The 14,386-nt window shown below is 32.1% G+C and carries 16 protein-coding genes; 13 read left to right on the top strand and 3 right to left on the bottom strand.

Features of this window, described 5'->3' with window-relative positions; genetic code table 11:
* The first annotated feature begins 80 nt into the window (after nucleotides 1-80).
* Complete coding sequence (locus Q0787_RS10515; protein WP_298902564.1) at nucleotides 81-920, top strand: T9SS type A sorting domain-containing protein; 840 nt, start codon at nucleotides 81-83, stop codon at nucleotides 918-920.
* Nucleotides 921-1,110: 190 nt separating this feature from the next.
* Here the strand turns inward: Q0787_RS10515 and Q0787_RS10520 are convergent, their stop codons facing one another.
* A complete protein-coding gene (locus tag Q0787_RS10520; RefSeq protein ID WP_298902565.1) occupies nucleotides 1,111-1,788 on the bottom strand; it encodes a type II CAAX endopeptidase family protein in 678 nt (225 codons plus the stop codon).
* 203 nt (nucleotides 1,789-1,991) lie between these two features.
* Here Q0787_RS10520 and Q0787_RS10525 point away from each other — a divergent pair, with 203 nt between their 5' ends.
* The 8 genes from Q0787_RS10525 (at nucleotide 1,992) to Q0787_RS10560 (ending at nucleotide 9,162) form a co-directional block, all read left to right on the top strand.
* Nucleotides 1,992-2,816, top strand: coding sequence for a sensor histidine kinase (locus Q0787_RS10525; protein ID WP_298902566.1), 825 nt, complete (start codon nucleotides 1,992-1,994; stop codon nucleotides 2,814-2,816).
* Nucleotides 2,813-3,508, top strand: coding sequence for a LytTR family DNA-binding domain-containing protein (locus Q0787_RS10530; RefSeq protein WP_298902568.1), 696 nt, complete (start codon nucleotides 2,813-2,815; stop codon nucleotides 3,506-3,508). The genes Q0787_RS10525 and Q0787_RS10530 overlap by 4 nt, the downstream gene beginning before the upstream one ends.
* A 2-nt stretch (nucleotides 3,509-3,510) precedes the next feature.
* Nucleotides 3,511-5,241, top strand: coding sequence for a helix-turn-helix domain-containing protein (locus Q0787_RS10535; protein WP_298902569.1), 1,731 nt, complete (start codon nucleotides 3,511-3,513; stop codon nucleotides 5,239-5,241).
* 157 nt (nucleotides 5,242-5,398) lie between these two features.
* Entirely contained in the window at nucleotides 5,399-6,604 is a 1,206-nt protein-coding gene (locus Q0787_RS10540) for an IPT/TIG domain-containing protein (RefSeq protein WP_298902570.1), read from the top strand.
* 21 nt (nucleotides 6,605-6,625) lie between these two features.
* Nucleotides 6,626-7,108: a hypothetical protein gene (locus Q0787_RS10545; RefSeq protein WP_298902571.1), complete on the top strand. Its 483-nt coding sequence runs from the start codon at nucleotides 6,626-6,628 to the stop codon at nucleotides 7,106-7,108.
* A 38-nt stretch (nucleotides 7,109-7,146) separates the two neighbouring features.
* On the top strand, nucleotides 7,147-7,674 hold the full coding sequence (locus Q0787_RS10550; protein ID WP_298902572.1) for a hypothetical protein: 528 nt from the start codon (nucleotides 7,147-7,149) through the stop codon (nucleotides 7,672-7,674).
* 25 nt (nucleotides 7,675-7,699) lie between these two features.
* Entirely contained in the window at nucleotides 7,700-8,296 is a 597-nt protein-coding gene (locus tag Q0787_RS10555; protein WP_298902573.1) for a hypothetical protein, read from the top strand.
* 83 nt (nucleotides 8,297-8,379) lie between these two features.
* Nucleotides 8,380-9,162: a hypothetical protein gene (locus Q0787_RS10560; RefSeq protein WP_298902574.1), complete on the top strand. Its 783-nt coding sequence runs from the start codon at nucleotides 8,380-8,382 to the stop codon at nucleotides 9,160-9,162.
* Nucleotides 9,163-9,201: 39 nt separating this feature from the next.
* Here the strand turns inward: Q0787_RS10560 and Q0787_RS10565 are convergent, their stop codons facing one another.
* Nucleotides 9,202-9,966, bottom strand: a complete 765-nt coding sequence (locus tag Q0787_RS10565) for a LytTR family DNA-binding domain-containing protein (protein WP_298902575.1) — start codon at nucleotides 9,964-9,966, stop codon at nucleotides 9,202-9,204.
* Nucleotides 9,966-11,069 carry a sensor histidine kinase gene (locus Q0787_RS10570; RefSeq protein WP_298902576.1) on the bottom strand — a complete coding sequence of 368 codons (1,104 nt, stop codon included), beginning with the start codon at nucleotides 11,067-11,069 and terminating at the stop codon, nucleotides 9,966-9,968. The genes Q0787_RS10565 and Q0787_RS10570 overlap by 1 nt, the downstream gene beginning before the upstream one ends.
* 81 nt (nucleotides 11,070-11,150) lie before the next feature.
* Here Q0787_RS10570 and Q0787_RS10575 point away from each other — a divergent pair, with 81 nt between their 5' ends.
* The 4 genes from Q0787_RS10575 to Q0787_RS10590 all read left to right on the top strand — a co-directional run bounded on the left by Q0787_RS10575 (nucleotide 11,151) and on the right by Q0787_RS10590 (nucleotide 14,386).
* Nucleotides 11,151-11,624, top strand: a complete 474-nt coding sequence (locus tag Q0787_RS10575; RefSeq protein ID WP_298902578.1) for a hypothetical protein — start codon at nucleotides 11,151-11,153, stop codon at nucleotides 11,622-11,624.
* Nucleotides 11,625-11,845: 221 nt separating this feature from the next.
* Nucleotides 11,846-12,895 (top strand): DUF2911 domain-containing protein, encoded by a 1,050-nt coding sequence (locus tag Q0787_RS10580; RefSeq protein WP_298902579.1) that lies wholly within the window; start codon nucleotides 11,846-11,848, stop codon nucleotides 12,893-12,895.
* A gap of 12 nt (nucleotides 12,896-12,907) precedes the next feature.
* Entirely contained in the window at nucleotides 12,908-13,585 is a 678-nt protein-coding gene (locus Q0787_RS10585; protein WP_298902580.1) for a hypothetical protein, read from the top strand.
* A 3-nt stretch (nucleotides 13,586-13,588) separates the two neighbouring features.
* On the top strand, nucleotides 13,589-14,386 hold the full coding sequence (locus Q0787_RS10590) for a formylglycine-generating enzyme family protein (protein WP_298902582.1): 798 nt from the start codon (nucleotides 13,589-13,591) through the stop codon (nucleotides 14,384-14,386).

Raw genomic sequence — 14,386 nt, forward strand, 5'->3', positions numbered from 1 at the left:
CCAATGATATCAGAATTAAAATATATCGAACTTAAAAAACAATAGCGATTGAACGCAATAACACTTTAAAATTTAAAACAATGAAAACTTTCACCCCTTTACAATTTATAGGATGCATGCTTATAAGTCTGTTATCTTATACTTCAATAGCACAGAATTATAGTTTTACCTTAGTACAAAACAGCGATTATAATTTTACCATATCGGCTGTGTCACAGTTTGATTCAGGGAGTTTTCAACCCATTACACAATCTTACGGATTTGTGTTGGTCCTTCCAGATGGTATTTCCATTACTGTAGATAATGTATTACCAACTGGAGCTAGCGAAACAGTAACCTCAATACCCGGGACGAATGTGGCAGCATTAGACCCAAGTATGTCAGACAAGGATTTATTTTTGATTACAACAGATACGTCTGGATCACTGTTTAATGCCCATGCAGATGGGACAACAATCCCATTGATAACTATCACAGTAAATGGCAACCCATCAACAGGAGAGATAAGGATCTTAGATAATAATTCAATTCTGGCGAGTCATCCTGCCATCAATGGTTCTTTAGATGCCTTTATTCAAGTCGATGTTACCGATGATTCTACTGTAAATTTTAATAATGAGTTTGATAAACTTAATGGAGATGAAGCTTTTAGTTTTGAGACATTATCTACCGAAACTCCAGAAACTTTTATTGCAGACGTCACATTATTCCCTAATCCAGCAAAAGACGAGGTTACAATATTGTCAGAGCATACTATTATAAATTATGCCGAAATTTTTAACATCCACGGACAACGTATTATGAAGGTAGATAACCCACTTAGTGCTATTGATGTTAGTCAATTAGAGTCGGCAGTATATCTCGTAAAAATTTATAGTGAAACAGGCGCGAATAAAACAATAAAACTTATAAAAGAGTAAGGCGTTTATGATGCGTAATTATTGTTAGCTATTGGCATTATTAAAAAAGGGTAAAAGGACACCATTTGTTCGCTTAACTGATGAACGACGGCCTAAATAAAACAGCCTAATAGAAACTGAAAAGTTTTATAAAGTTTAAGCCAACTAAAGATTGCAGGACTTTTGTTAAATACGCTAGATAACATTGTTCCTAAAACAGGCTTTCAAAAAATGTTGATATTGGATCCGTCATATCTAAATATAGAAATGTTAATCCGATAGTATCGTGAATACCATGCATAAAAACTAATAGCCACAAATTATCCCTGTTTTTTAAATATATTAATGAATATACAAATGCGAATGGGATGATACTTATAACGCCTGAAACACCTTGATAAGAGTGAGATATTCCAAAGTATATTGCTAATATTATAGCCGAAATAATCCATGCTTTTTTAGTATTACCTAACAATTCTGCTAACCATTTAAGATAATAACCTCTAAACAGTATTTCCTCGCCAAAAGCGGCAAAAACCCAAACAATAATTAACGTTATAATATATCCTACTGTATTATGTTTTAGATCTTCTAAAGACGATAAATTTGCTTCTCCTAAGTAATGGTCTAAAACTAAATTTAACGGTACAAATGCTATGAGTAACAAAACCGAAAAGACAAGTGCCCTTAAAACAGTCTTCATCGTAAGTTTTTTAGAAAACCCAAATAGAGACCATTTATAATGACTGGACCAGAGTATTAAAAATGTAATTGCTAGTCCAAAAAAAAAGCTAAAATTTCTGTCAAAGAAGCCTAACAAAGGAGCAAAAAGCATTACGAGAACTACAATATATGGTTTTGTTAATGCAGTGTATATTTTATTTTTCATCTCATTGAAATTTTGTTCGAGCAAATATGATTGTAATCAAATAACTTTAAAACTTTTTGGGACATACATAATGAGAAATGAGATAGACAATGATAAATGCATGATAAAGTTACTTTGCACCTTTTTTTTGTTCGTTTACTATACTTAAACAAGTGTTTGTCACAAGAGCTTTATCACAGAAGAACAATTCGTTATTTTGCGGCATGATTCAATGGATAAATAGATATAAAAAAGGACTTCTTGTTTTTGGAGGAATTTCCATGTTAATTCCGCTATTTTATATTACATATATAATAGCAACCGCCAAAGAAGATTCTACCCAGGTTTCGGTTAGTATAGATTCGGTATTTGCCAATATTATATTTGCTTACTATATCATACTAATAGTAGCGCTAATGGCATATGCTTTGTATTCGGTTTTTAAGAATATTAAAAGCGTCGTTAATTTGAAAAATGAAAAGGCAAAAACAGAATTAAAACTTCTAAGATCGCAAGTTAGCCCTCACTTTTTCTTCAACATGCTTAATAATCTTTATGGATTAGTGGACATTGACCCCAATAAAACAAAACAGCTTATATTGAAACTGTCAGACATGATGCGTTATAGTATTTATGAAGGACAGAATGATACAACAACTATAAAAGAAGAGTTAGATTTTATTTCTGATTATATTGAATTACATAGGATGAGATATCATAAAAGCATAGATGTCGCATTTGAAACAGATGTAAAAAATTATACAATTGAAATAATGCCTTTATTATTTATTATTTTAGTTGAAAACGCATTTAAACATGGCGTTGAAGCACTACAAAATGACGCGTTTATTAGAATTAAACTTGTAGCCAATGATGATAAGGTTTTTTTCGAAATCGAAAATAACTTTGATATAATAAATGAAATCGAAAAAGGAATTGGGTTGAAAAACCTAAAAAGACGTCTGGAATTGGTATGTCCGAAAAAACATAAATTTTCAACCGAAATACTTAAGGATACCTTTCGAGCAACATTAGAAATACAGTTATGACGACCTATTTAATTATTGACGACGAGCATGTAGCACATAACATTATAAAAGGCTATGCCGAAATGCTTTCTAATTTTAAATTAGCCAAAAGTTGTTATAATGCTATTGAAGCATTAGAATATTTACAATCAAATCATGTCGATTTAATTTTTTTGGATTTAAATATGCCTAAACTTAAAGGCTTCGACTTTCTAAAAACGCTCGAAAACCCTCCAAAAGTTGTTGTTACAACTGCATATAAAGAATTTGCTTTACAAGGTTTTGAACTTAATGTTATAGATTATTTGCTAAAGCCATTTAGTTTTGAGCGCTTTGTAAAAGCAATTAATAAAGTTGAAACTAAAGAAGTGAAACAACAAAGCACATCAGAATCGACTATAACCAGACAAAGTGAAAGCATTTTTGTGAAGTCGAATAAAAAACTAATTCAAGTTAGCTTAAACGACATTCTATTTATAGAAGCTATTGGGAATTATTGCAAAATAATAACGCTAGGTGATGAGATACAAGTGCGAGATAGAATTTCCGATTATATAAGTAAACTGCCTACAGATCGCTTCTTTCAAGTTCATAAATCATTTATTATTTCCAAAATTCATATCAAATCTATTGAAGGAAATAGAATATGTATTAAGGACTTTATTATTCCAATAGGAAAAGTGTACAAAAGCAATCTTAATAAGCTATTCTGATTTTGTTAAAAGATCTTTATTCTAATGGTTTGTCAAGAGTACCAATGAAAAGAACATCTGTTTTTTTACTGTTTTTGCTGTCTTTTAATTCAGTTTTAAGGGCTCAAAACCATGATTCATTAAAAAATGTTGACCAAGCGGGACTATTTAAAATAGTAAATCGTATTTACAATTACGGACTAGAAAAAAAGTTTGATAGTGCCAGACATTTCTCGAAGAAGGCAATGCTTTTCGCTAAAGCATCTAATGATAGCAGCCTTATTGCTTACGTAGCAATAGCAAACGCCAGAGTACAATTCTGGAAAGCCGATATAAACAAAGCCAAAGAACAATTAACATATTATGCAGACAGAACTGTTGTTAGTGACACTACCAAAGTATTAGCGCAACTGTACCTAGGAGAAGTTTATAGTTATGAAGACGATTATGTTTTGGCATTAAAACATTTTACAAAAGCTGAAAAAATAGCGATTAACCTACCGAATTGGAAAAAAAGAGACACAAGAATTTTTAGTTGTTATGCTAGTATGGGCAAGTTAAATCAACTATTAAAGAATTATGAGTATGCTGAAAATTACTTTTCTAAGGCGTTGAAATTGACTCCTAATTCTAAAATGAAAAGTGCGTTGTTGTTTGATATGTCATCATTATACGAGAAGAAAGAGGATTTCAATAAGGCTATTGAGCACGCATTGGGTGCTTTAGGGGAGGCTGAAATGAACAACTGGAAACTCATGTTGCCAACTTACTACACTGGTCTTAGCAGATACTATTTAAAAAAAAATCATGCAGATAGTGCAATTTATTTTGCGAAAAAAGGCTTAAAGTATAATGAATATTGCAGACTTGACCAGTTAAATAATAATATTGGCGAAGCATATGTAATACAAGGAAATTATGAAAAAGCTAGTGAATATTTTAGAACCGCGCTTACATATTCATCCACGCCTAAACAAACTTTAGAAGTTTATAAAAACTTAAGAGAGCTTAACAGACAAACAAAAAAGTATAAACTAGCATTGCATTACAATGACTTGCTTTTGAAATTAAAAGATTCGCTAAGCGATTTAAAGGTGAAGCAAGAGATTGTCGAAATAACCGAACAATTTGAATCTGACAAAAAACAAGTTAAAATTGACAATCTTAATGAGAAAAATGATCTAAATAAGGTTTTAATAAAAAAACAAAAGCATCAAATTATTTTAGCAGTGCTCTTATTGGTTTTATTAACGAGTTTAGCAAGTCTGATAATACACTTCTATAAAAAGCAGAATAAAAAGAAACAACAGTTATTCCTTAAAAACCAACAGTTGGTTAGAAGAATAGAAAATTTAGAAATACAACATAAAAAAAAGAACAATGCTCCACCTTCTGAGATTGCAGACAAATCCAGAATACAACAGTTTATTTATGAGTTTATAGAAAACAAAGATTATTTAAGCAAAGAAATAACACTGCAAAAAATGGCGAAAGATGGAGAGACAAATACTACCTATTTATCTAAAATTATAAATGAAGAATATGGAAAATCATTTTCGAACTTTATCAATGATTTAAGAATAACTTTTACGCTTAAAAAATTAGAGATTAGTCCTTACTATAGGAAATTAACAATTGAAGATATTGCAGAAAAGTCAGGGTTCACTTCTGCGAATTCTTTTTATCGCGCCTTTAAGAAAAAGACAGGAGTAACACCATCGTATTACATCAAGAGAATCTTAAATAAAAACTAGGCATAAACGTCATGTTTTACACTACTTTATATGCCCTTTTTCATCGATTTTCTTACAATTTATGAATTGAAATAAACTTCTTTTTTCCCCTCAAAGTTTTCTAAATAAGTTTGCCCCTCAAAATTGAATTTAAAGATTAACATTAAAAAGAAAAAAAATGAAAAAAATTATGACGATGATATTGGTGATTTCCATGTTGTCTTGTGGCGGAAACGATGATATCATTACCCCAAAATCACCTGTTGTTAATGCTATAACAACAGAACCAATTCCTGCTGGTTCCGAACTTATAATTACAGGAGAATATTTAGATGAGAACTCGGCAATTATTCTCAATGGAGAGGCTATTACTCCAACTTCAATAACAAGCTCTACAATTACCATTACAATTCCAGAAAATGCGTCAAGTGGTACTTTAGAGATCGAGTTTCAGCAAGAAGCGTATAATACAGAGGCGTTTTTAAAGATTTTAGATACAGATTGGAGTGTCTATGGAGCGTCAAATTACTTTCAAGTTGAATTTGTTTCAAATGATGTCGGTTATGCAAAACGAAGAGAAGCAGATATGCATATTATAGATAAAACTATGGATGGCGGAAATACGTGGTTCTCAATATTAGAAGTGCCAGTTCCTAGTTCTCCTATGGAAGTTGCATCATCCAATGTCGCCTATATCAGAACAACGTCTAATACGCTTAAGAAAACAGTTGATGGCGGGCTTTCTTGGCAAGATAGTGAGTTGTTAGACTTAAGTTATTTAGTTGAAAAGCTATTTTTTAAGAATGAATTGGAGGGATTTATTTTAACTCAAAAGTTAGACGAATCATCAATTTTTAAAACTGTTGATGGCGGAGTTACATGGACCGAAATTTTAGTACTAGATACGCCAACCCATAATATTGAAGTTGTTTATCAAAATGAAGATGTTATTCTACTATTAGATCGTATGAATAATGAGTTCATTACAACTGAAAATGCAGGAGAAAACTGGTTAATAAGTGACGCTAATATTAGTACTACAGGTCCAATTACTTTTGATTTTACAAATCAAAATGAAGCTTGGTTGTATGTGAGTCCGTTAATTGATAATCCAGGCGGTTTATTTAAAACAGATAATCAAGGACAAACATGGGAAAATCTTGACATTCCAGAACTCTCAGAAAGTATTATAAAGATTACAATTTTAGATGAATTGAGAGGACATGTTCTTACCGATAAAGGAGGAAGTCTCTACACAAATGACGGTGGCGAAACCTGGGCATTGTTTTATTTGGAGACGGATGACGTTTCGGCTGCAACCTCATTAGGATCTACACTACATGTTGTTAGTGGAGGAGAACTACTAAAGAAAACAATATTATAGACTATTTAAAATACATAATAAATGCTTACAAAAAGAAGCACTCTACTGTTAGTATGTCTGTTTGTTACAACATTATCTTTTACACAAGGAAAAAGAGGAATTAAAATTTTTAATTCAAAAACAAACAAAGAGGTTCATATAAAAGAAAATAGGCGTATTAGAGTATTAACTAAAACGGGCCAAAGGATATCTGGAAGATTTGATATCGTTGATGCAAAAACGATAACTATAAAAGGAAATCAAATCAAACTTTCAGATATAAAAAAACTAAAACGTGATCCATTATTACTTTCAATTTTCTCAAGCTCAATTTTGGTTTATGGAGGTGTTCTAGCAACAGGAATTGGAGGGCTTGTATATGTGTTTACTGGAGAAGCTCAAGCATTGTGGTTGATAGTGTCCGGTTCGGCCATGATCAATATAGGTTTAAAATCACCAAATATATTAGGGGCGTTCAAAACCTCTCAAGATTGGTACTATACTATTACTACAATTGCCAATTAGAAATTACAATAAAGAATGTAAAAACAATTTAAACAGTTATGAAAAGAATACAATTAATTTTAATAGTGACAATGACATTTGTCCTTAATGCTTGCCAATCAGATGATAATAATAGTGAACCAATGCATACGGCCGAAGGTATTTGGCGAATGCAGTCATTAGAATTAGGATCGGTGTACGATTTTAATGGTGATGGAATCGCCTCCAATAACCTTATATCTGAAACAAATTGCTTACAAAATGAAGTCTATACATTTAATAATAACGGGAATGGAATGTATAATTCTTCGGAAACTTTAGATATAGAGTTAACTGTTGATTCTAATTCAAATGAAACAGAATACATAATTGATTGCCTTAATGATGATTCTTTTTCAGAGCCACTTACTTGGTCACAACAAGGCAATTTAGTTACTCTCATCATAGATGGTGAGCAATTAACAGGTACAATTAATGGTGATATAATGACTTTTGTTTTTGATCAAGTTTATGTTGTTGAAGTATTTGATGGTACGGCTATCGAAGAGGTTGAAGAATCTGTGACTCTGGTTTTAAATAGAGAATAGTAATCATTAATTAAAGTTATTTAAAATGCTTAGAAATTTAATTTTTTGCCTAATTATACTAGGAGCGTCACCTTTTCAGTGTAGCTCAGATGAAGATGAACCCGAAATTATTGCAACTGTAAATAAACCTCATTTACTGAACATAGAAGGCAATCAAAATGTATTTTCTGTAGATGAAGAGATTATTATTAATACCAAAATACCAAATGTTGTAACTAGTGAAAACAATGAAAATCTTACGCTTACAGATTACATGGATGAAAGTACAGCATCACTTTCTTATTGGTTATACGTATATAAAGACAGAGCTGATGGCGAACTTCAAGGCATGCCAATAGCATTTGCTCAAGCCGAAATAGGCGACGTATCCTATGAAGGGTTAGATCATGGCATGTCTATTTCAAATATATTTGTCCAAGAAGAAAATGCTTTTATAAGCCAAGTTAAATTTAAAGTTTCCGAACTAGGAACTTACTATATTGGAGGTGGATATTATGATGGTTATACAGGTCTACAAAAGGTGAAAATTATTCCATATAACGGAAGCAATGGACAGGTAAGAGTGTTTACATCTATCGTAGATACAAATGAAAATGGACTGTATGAATTTACTATAGAATAGGTTTCTAATTTATGATAGACTCCCATTGAATGGTACGACAAAATGGTCAAGCAGGTTTTGATAATCAGATTTAAAAGTGAAAAATGAAGTATAAACTCGTGTTATTTTTAACTGTATTGATGTCTTGTAAAAACAATCAAATAATTGAAAAAGAGACGCTTTTGAATACAGTGCCTATTACAACATCGTCTATAGAAGCAAAAGAGCATTTTATAAAGGCAAGATTTTTAGTTCAAAATGGATTAAATAATAACCCCAAAGATCATTATAAAAAGGCGATTGAATTAGACAGTTCATTTGTAAGAATGTATAACTATATATCTACCTATTCACCAAATGACTCGATTAGGAAATTGAACCATGAGCTTGCCAAGAAGTATAAACATTTCGCTTCTAAAGAAGAGCAAATGTTAGTTGATGCTACAGAATTCAGATTAAACAACCCTAATGATATTAATGAGAAAAAACTATTTGAATTAGCTAAACTATGTTCGGCAGACAAATACCTTCAGCATACTATTAGTTTTTTACTTTTTAGAAAGAATCCTAGCTTAGCTATTGTCGCGGCAGAAAAGTCTGTTTCACTAGACAATAGCTATGGTTCGGGATATAATATTTTAGGGTATGCGTACATAAATAACAACGAATTTGACAAGGCTGAAAAGGCTTTTGATAACTTTATACGATGCGAACCAGAGAATGGGAACCCTTACGATTCTAAAGGCGATTTAATGCTCTTGCTCGAAAAGTATGATGAAGCGCTAAAATTAAAACAAAAAGCCTACGAATTAAATAAGTCTTTTGATTGGATTCCTGAAGAAATAGTTGCTATTAAAAATAAAATAAACACATTAAAGCATAACTAAAAACATCTTCATAGGTATGAACAGACGCAATCAAGAGAATTACGGTTGATCTGAAAGATATTCAGAAATTTGAGAGCTAAATGATCGTGAAGATAAAACCTCTATGTCATTTTTTAATTCAAATTTGTACACATTGTTGTTGATATAGATACATTTCCTAATGTAAACTATATTCAAAATTAATGATCTGTGAATTCTCAAAAATTGACTGGGGTCCAATTGACTATATAAGGCGTTCATAGTCTCTCGATACAAATGAGATTTTTCGCTTGTAATGAGTTGAATATAATTCCCATCGCTTTTAAAATATATCACATCGTCAATATTAATAATGGTTTCTCTTCCTTTGGAAGACAACGATATTTGGTTTATAAATGGGCTAGATTCTTGTTGTAGACTTGATAAAAGACGCTTTATTTGCTCTTCCAATTTTGAAGATTTATTCGTTTTTTGAATCTCTAAAATACGATGTATTGCAATGGCCAAACGTTCTTCGTCAAAAGGTTTTAATAAGTAATCTACAGCGTTGATCTTAAATGCTTTTATAGCGTAAGAGTCATATGCCGTTGTGAAAATAACATATGGTTTTTTTTGAATTGTATTGTAAACGGTAAAACCATCGATGTCTGGCATTTGTATGTCTAAGAAAATCAAATCGGGCTCTTTTAGACTTATTTTTTCTAATGCTTCTTGACCATTTTTGCATTCACCAATAACTAATATAGAATCGAAAGGTTCTAATAATTTTAGTAAGCGCTGTCTTGCTAAAAATTCGTCATCTATGATAAGGCATCTTAATTTCATTATTCAATAATTGGTAAAACAATTTTAGCATTATACAATTCTGGAGTTTTGAAATCGGCTTTAAACCAAAACCGATTCCCATAAAACTGCTGAAGTCTATTTTTAATATTTAATAAGCCTGTACCTGTTCCTTCAGGTTTTATTTGATTCTTATTATTAAACGTATTCGATATTTCAAGTGTTAAAGCATTTTCTTGCATTATGTCGTTATGATTCAATTCAATGTTTATTTTGATTTCACCATTATTTACTGTTGGTATAATCCCGTATTTAACTGCGTTTTCTACTAAGGGTTGAAAGATCATATTGGGAATTTTTAAGTGCAATGCTTCTTGTGAAATATTATATGTTATCGTTACACGATCTTTATAACGCACTTGCTCCAAATCTAAGTAGTCTTTTATAAAGTTAAGCTCGTCTTTTACAGTAACCATTTGTTCGGCGTCATATTCTAATATATGCCTTAATAACATGCCTAGTTTGCTTAACATCTTTTGAGCATTTTTGGTGTCAATATCAATCATTGCTGCAATTGAATGTAAGGTGTTAAACAAAAAGTGTGGCTGCAATTGCATACGTAAAGCATTTAACTGCGATGCGATTAGTGCTTTTTGATTTACAATAAATTTCTTTTGATAATCGAAAGCTAGAAAAACAGCAATGATGACTAGAAGTTCAATAAAACTTGAAAAACTACCAATAACAAGAACGACCATACTATTATGTCCCAAAAAAGATTTTAAGTAACCACTATTTGCGAAATTGATAAGATCGTCCAGTCTAGAGGCAATTAACTGATGAACGATAGCCAAAATAAAACAGCCTAATAGAAACTGAAAAACTTTATAAAGTTTAAAGCGAACTAAAGATTGCAGGACTTTTGTTAAAGAATAGGCTAGAGGTGTTAAAATAATCCAAAGTAAATAACTAATACTTATTTTTAGTGTGACCAATAACCAACTAAATGAATAATTATAGTCGTTTATTAAGTGATTAGTATAGGCTTTTAGGATAAAAAATAAACTAATTAATAAACTCGCCCATACGATTTTATTGAAACGCACAGGTAAATTTGAATAGTATGAGTAAATCTTTCTTATCATTATTGTTTAACCAAAGGTCACCTCTTTTTAAATGCTAACATTTAATATCTTTATCTAATATGTCTAATTAAATACGTCCTTATGAAATTACATAACTTTTATTTGTTTTTAGTCGCTACAATTTTCTTTCTAGGTTGCAAGACTGATAAAACGAATTCAAATGATACAGATTCAAATATAACAGATACCAAATTAAAAGACATAAGTGAATTATCATATATTGAGATTTATCGTACACTGTTTGTTGATGGTAATGGAGGCTTTGATGCTCATGGTGATTTGTATGGACAAGATGCTATTTCCTATTTATCTTTTTCCGAAGAACCTGATTCATGCGGAAACATCATGTATTTACTTAATACGTCTAAAGATAGCATAACATTAGCTTTAAAATCGAGTTTCAATTTCCCAGGCAATCCTAACAAAGAAATGCTTAGAGCTTACAAAATACCACCTAATAAAAAAATCTCTGTAGGTAACTCTAAGTTATGTTATAATGGAAAAGACTATAACATTAAAAAAGAAATCACCTCTGCAGGCTTTAATAAAAATTAAACTTCGTACAAATTTATGTGCTTCTTAAGCATTAATAAAAGGTAATGTGTTGTTTCGTTTACGTTGTGATGGTTGGTTAATTCGTATGATAATTTGTGGTTTTAAATAGGTTAAATCCATTTATAAACCATCTACCACAAAACTAACCAGCTAGCACAATTTACTTTTAATCAAGGTAGACCCTATCTAATTTTGTCTCAATAATTTAAATCAATTAAGAGATGAAAAAACTACAATCAAAAATAGGATTACTACTAGTTACGCTAGTATTTACAGCAGTATCATTTGCACAAAACGTGACCTTGCCCAGAGTGAGTCAACAAGGATCAATTACACAACGTTTAGGCTTGTCTGACGTAACGATAAACTACCATAGCCCGAGTGTGCAAGGACGACAAGTTTTTGGTGGCATTGTTCCTTATGGTCAAATTTGGAGGGCAGGAGCTAATGAAAATACAACCATTCAATTCACACATGATGCTACGATTGAAGGCAAAAAAATTGCAGCAGGAACGTATGGATTATATATGTTGCCAGATAGCGATGGGGACGTTAAACTTCTTTTTTCAAAATTTTCAAAATCTTGGGGAAGCAATCCACCAGACGAAAAAGATTTAGCTTTAATGGTTACAGTAAAATCTAAAACAATTCCTTTTCAAGAATGGTTGAGTTACAATTTTATAGACCGTGGAAGTAAAAGTCTTACGGCAGCCTTGCAATGGGAAAAAACACAAATTCCCTTTACTATTGAATTTGATGTAAAGACCATAATGGTTGATAATTTCCGTCAAGAGCTTAAAGGTGTCGCAGGTTTTGGATGGAGAGGTCATATGCAAGCAGCTTCGTATTGTGCGCAAAATAATATCAATTTAGAGGAAGCTATGGTATGGATAGAAAAATCTATTGCAAACAGTAAAGGCTTCAGTAACCTTGCTGTAAAAGCACAATTATTGGCCAATAAAGGACAACTTGAAGAAGCCGAAAAAATAATGGATGAAGCCATTCCTACTGGTAGTCCAAACCAATTAAACAATTATGGTTATCAATTATTGGGTTTAGGAAAAACAAAAAAAGCTATAGAAGTATTTACATTAAATGTAGAGCGCAATGAAAACCATCCATTTATTTGGGGCTTTTTAGATAGCCTAGGGGAAGCACATTTAAAGGACGGAAATAAAAAATTGGCCTTAAAATATTATAAAATGGCAAAAACAAAGGCGCCACAAAATCAGCACGCTTATTTAGATGGTGTTATTGCAGGAATTAAATAAAAAATGAGCGACATGAAAAAACTTAAAACAATTTTAACGCTATTAGTATTGATAACTCTTGGTTTCAATTGTAAAAACGTTGCAGCCCAGCAAACATTGGAGACATTTTTGTACGAGGGTGAGAAGTTAAACTACACGATTCTTTTACCATTAGATTATGATGCAACCAAAACCTATCCTGTAATGGTAGGGCCTTCAGATACCGAATCTGCAGATGATCAAAGTTTTTATTGGAGAGGAACTAAAGACAGTCAAGGCTGGATACTTATTGGTTATAAAGTATACAACGCTACAAATAGACTTGGAGAGGTAAAGGCTTTATTCGAACATTTAAAATCGAAATATCATGTAGAAGGCAATAAGTTCCATACGGTTTGTTTTAGTGCAAACAGTGCCAGTATTTTTGATTTAGTTATGGAAATGCCCGAATATTTTGCTGGAATAACAGGAATGGCAGGAAACCCTAATAACGGTAATAAAGAAAAATTGAAACAGTTAAAAGGTGTCAAAGTGCAATTTGTAGTAGGAGATAAAGACCCATACTGGATGCGGTCTGCCAAGCGAAGCCACCAGCTTTTGTTAGATTTTGGAATAGACAGTAGAATAGAAATCATCAAAAATGGCGAGCATGTTATGAAGCCTCTTGTTGGAAAGGGGTTTTTAGATAGAGCCGAACGATTGAGACATTAGGTTATGAAAAAGGCATTTTATTTTTTTACGACATGCATTGTTTTAATGTTCTTTGCGTTTGGTTTTCAGTCTTTTGAAAATGTCAAACAAGCGCAGCAAACACCTAAAACTAAAAGCTTTGATCTCGCTGAAAACGTTAAAATTAAAATGATTTGGGTTGCGCCAGGAACCTTTAAAATGGGAAGCCCAGATGATGAGTTAGGACGTACAGGAGCAAGAGAAAAACAGCATAAAGTAACTATAAGTGAAGGGTATTGGTTGGCCGAGACAGAATTAACACAACGGCAGTGGGAAAAAATAATGGAGCATAATCCAAGCTTTAATAAAGGTGATAATCTGCCAGTTGATCAAGTGTCCTATAAAGATATTCAGCAGTTTCTAACAAAAATTAATAGTAAAGGAGGTCGGTTTAGATTACCTACAGAAGCCGAATGGGAGTATGCTTGTAGAGCAGATTCAGAAAAACCATATGCCACAGAACATAAAGATAACATGGTTTGGCATATTGGTAATTCTGGGAGGCAATCGCATCCCGTAGCTCAAAAAAGAGCCAATGCATGGGGCTTTTATGATATGCAAGGCAATATATTAGAATGGTGTTCAGACTGGTTTCAAGAAGATTATTCGAATGATAATCTCGATCCTAAAGGACCAGATAAAGGCATGTATCGCGTACAACGTGGTGGTCAATTTACGGGTCGTACTAAGCATACCAGAGCAGCAGATAGACAAAGAGCTTTGCCCGAAGCCCGAGATTTTTTTGTGGGTTTTCGTTTAGCACATAGCACATTAGAAAATTAA

The sequence above is a fragment of the uncultured Psychroserpens sp. genome (genome assembly GCF_947492715.1).
Taxonomy (GTDB): domain Bacteria; phylum Bacteroidota; class Bacteroidia; order Flavobacteriales; family Flavobacteriaceae; genus Psychroserpens.